This is a genomic window from Promineifilum sp. (SeqCode) (assembly GCF_041918635.1).
Classification (GTDB): domain Bacteria; phylum Chloroflexota; class Anaerolineae; order Promineifilales; family Promineifilaceae; genus Promineifilum.
Genome location: NZ_JAYRVJ010000205.1, coordinates 1 through 3,431 on the forward strand (window position 1 = coordinate 1; position 3,431 = coordinate 3,431).

The 3,431-nt window shown below is 65.7% G+C and carries 3 protein-coding genes; 1 reads left to right on the forward strand and 2 read right to left on the reverse strand.

Translation table 11 applies throughout. The annotated features are described in order from the left end of the window. On the reverse strand, positions 1 to 1,846 hold a 1,846-nt coding region (gene uvrA / locus ACE3UY_RS07135), incomplete at its 3' end, for an ABC-ATPase UvrA (RefSeq protein WP_374686852.1). Between the two features lie 193 nt (positions 1,847 to 2,039). On the opposite strand from uvrA, the gene rodA reads away from it, so the two are divergent. Then, positions 2,040 to 3,149 carry a rod shape-determining protein RodA gene (gene rodA / locus ACE3UY_RS07140; RefSeq protein ID WP_374686853.1) on the forward strand — a complete coding sequence of 370 codons (1,110 nt, stop codon included), beginning with the start codon at positions 2,040 to 2,042 and terminating at the stop codon, positions 3,147 to 3,149. A gap of 36 nt (positions 3,150 to 3,185) precedes the next feature. Here the strand turns inward: rodA and ACE3UY_RS07145 are convergent. Continuing rightward, on the reverse strand, positions 3,186 to 3,431 hold a 246-nt coding region (locus ACE3UY_RS07145), incomplete at its 5' end, for a hypothetical protein (RefSeq protein ID WP_374686854.1).

Consider the following 3,431-nt stretch of genomic DNA (forward strand, 5'->3'; position numbering starts at 1 on the left):
GGGTGAAGGCGTCGGTGTAGGTGGCGGCGTTGGAGCGGGTGGAGCGGCCGATGGGGGCCTGGTCGATGGTGATGACCTTGTCGAAACGCTCCCAGCCGTCGATGCCGTCGTGCGCGCCGGGCGGGGTGGACGCGCCGTAGAAGCGCTGGCGGGCGGCCCGGTCGAGGATGTCGAACATCAGCGACGACTTGCCCGAGCCGGAGACGCCGGTGACGGCCGTCAGTGCGCGCGCCGGCAAGAAGGCGGTGATGCCTTTCAGGTTGTGTTCGCGCGCGCCGCGGATGGTCAGCCCTTCGCCGCTGGCAGGGCGGCGGGCGGTGGGGACGGCAATGCGCGCCGTCCCGGCGAGATATTGGCCGGTGATCGAGGCGGGCGTCCCGGCCACGGCGTCGGGCGGGCCTTCGGCCACGATCTGCCCGCCGAGCCGCCCCGCGCCGGGGCCGAAGTCCACGATCCAGTCGGCGGCGGCGACAAACTCCATGTCGTGCTCAATGACCAGCACCGTGTTTTCCAGATCGCGCAGGGCGCGCAGCATCTTGATGAGCCGCGGGTTGTCGCGCGTATGCAGCCCGATGGTCGGTTCATCCAGGACGTAGAGCACGCCCGTCAGCCCGGAGCCGAGCAGGGCGGCCAGACGCAGCCGCCGCGCCTCGCCGGCCGAGAGCGAGGGCGTGGCTCGCTCCAGCGTCAGGTAGCCCAGCCCAACCTCGACCAGCCGGCGCACCCGCTCCCGCAGGTCAGCCACAATCGGCTCGGCGATCAGCCATTCTTCGGTGGGCAGGGCTGTTTGCAGCGTGGCGATCCACTCCGCCAACGCACTCAGTGGCAGGCGCGAAAGCTCGACGATATGGTGGCCGGCCACGCGCACGGCGCGGGCCTCCGGGCGCAGGCGCGTACCGCCACACTCGGGACACTCTTGCAGCACCAGCAGGCGTTCCAGCTTGTCCAGGTAGTCGCCATCGCCGTCGGCGGCGCGAGTAGTGACCCGTTCAGCGTGGCGGCGCAGCAGGTTGGTGATCACGCCCTCGAAGCGCCCCTTGCTGACGGTATCGGGCGGCGCGCTCTCCGGGTAATGGCGGCGGAACTCCGAGCTTTCCGCGCCATAGAGCAGCAGGTCGCGCTGGGCTGGACTCAACGAGGCGATAGGCGCGGCCGGGTCGAAGTCAAAGCCATAGTATTGGCCGGCGGCGCGCAAGATCCCGACGTGGTAAGAGACCATGCGCGAATCCCAGGCCAGCACGCCGCCTTCGGCCAGACTCTTGGCCTCGTCCAGGATACGCGGCAAGTCGGGGGTGTAGACCGTCCCCAGCCCGGTGCAGGTCGGGCACGCCCCGGCCGGCTTGTTGAAGGAGAAGAAGGCCATGCCCCACTCGGGCAGCGACGCGCCGCAGGTGGGGCAAGACGTGAAGCTCTCCAGATCATCGTCCTCGTCTGTGGGCCACTCGTTGTCCGTCGCCTCGTCCGCTTCGTGCTGGGGCGGCACGTTCGCGCCGCACACCGGGCAGGGGCGGTGGCCGGCGCGGGCGAATAGTATGCGGAGGTAGGTGTAGACCTCGGTGGCCGTGCCTACGGTGGAGCGCGGCGAGCGGTTGCTGTTGCGCTGGTCGACGCTGATGGTGGGCGACAGGCCGGTGATGCTGTCCAGAGGTGGGCGGCTCTCAAAGGTCGCCAGGCCCAGCGATTCCAGGTATTGGCGCTGGCCCTCCTTGTGCAGCGTGTCGAAGGCCATGGTTGACTTGCCAGAGCCTGAGAGGCCGGTGAAGACGATGAACTGATTCTTGGGCATCGAGAGAGAGACGTTCTTGAGGTTGTGGAGCCGCGCTCCACGAATGGTGATTTCGGCCATAAGCGGTTGACCTCCGGCAGTTGATCTCCATCGAACGGTCACAAAACTCCGGTCAGGCGCGCCAGACGCATCCGGCGCGACCCGCCATTATAGTGGTGGTGAGGCCGGCTATCAACCGATTGTGGCGTTCCGTTTCATGTCCCCTATATGAGAGGATTCGCCCGCGCCGACGGCGGCGCTAGAATAGGTGAGTATGCTGGCGAAGACCTCCGTGTGGCGCTATTTCGACGTGTGGCTATTGGCGGCCGTCCTGCTGCTGACCGCTTATGGCATTCTGATGATCCGCAGCGCCATCACCGGCGCGCCCGCCTTCCAGACTTATCCCCAACAGCAGATGATCTGGGCCGGGCTGGGCATCGCTATCCTGTTGGCGACGGCGGCCATCGACTACCGCGTCCTGACCTCCGGCCACTGGTACATCTATCTGCTATTGGTCGCGCTGCTGGTGGCGGTGGTGGTCATGGGTCAGGTGAACAACGACGCCCGGCGCTGGATCCAGATCACCCCGTCCTTCCAGATTCAGCCATCGGAGTTCGGCCGCATCTTCATCACCATCACCTTCGCCCAATTCCTGGCTAACCGGCGACACGTCATCGGCCGCTTCTCCAATACGCTCGTATCGCTGGCCTACTTCGCCATCCCCGTCGGCCTCATCTTCATTCAGCCTAACCTGGGCATGACCATTCTGTTCATGTTCATCTGGTTCATCATGATCTGGCTGGCCGGGCTGCCGCTGTCGCACTTCATGGCGCTCGGGCTGATCGGCGTCATCAGCCTGGTGGCAATCTTCCCCCTGATGGCCGACTACCAGCGCGACCGTATCACCACCTTCCTGAACCCTGAAGAGGCCAACGAGGACGACGTGTTCAACGTCGACCAGGCCGAGATCAGCATCGGCTCCGGCGGCTTTTGGGGCAAGGGGTACTTCCAGGGCACGCAGAGCCAGTTGGGCTTTCTGCGCGCCCAGCACACTGACTTCATCTTCTCGGTCATTACAGAAGAGATGGGCCTTTTCCTGGGCTCGGCCGTCGTTCTGGGTCTCATGGGGGTGATCCTGCTGCGCATCCTGCGCGCGGCGGCCCTCAGTCCCGATCCGGCTGGCAAGCTCATCTGCGCCGGCATCGCCGCCATCCTCTTCTTCCAGACCGCCGTCAACGTGGGCATGAACGTGCGCGTGCTGCCCGTCACCGGTCTGACGCTGCCCTTCGTCAGCTACGGCGGCAGCTCGCTCATCACCCTGTTTCTGGCCATCGGCGTCGTGGAGTCGGTGTTGATGCGGCAGAAAAAGCAGGAGTTTGGATAGACCAAGCGACAGGCGTCGCTATCGAGGCATAGCTCCCTACGGAGCCGCAGTCAGAGCGAAGACGAACGCCCCACCACCTCGATAGACCAACTCCAATGACGGGTTGCGGCTAAGCTCCGCCGGATCGAAGTAGCCGCCGCGCTGCCCGACGAACACGTGAGTGACCCCCTGGGCGCGCAGCCAGTCGGCCGCCGCCGGGTCGCCCCAATCCTCCACCGCGAATCCCCGCTCATTAAACGCCCGCACCTGTGCGAACAGATCGGCGTTGTAAATGTGATCGAC

Coding starts and splice junctions, on each gene's coding strand:
- rodA (WP_374686853.1), top strand. CDS start 2,040: ATGCTGGCGAAGACCTCCGTGTGGCGCTATTTCGACGTGTGGCTATTG.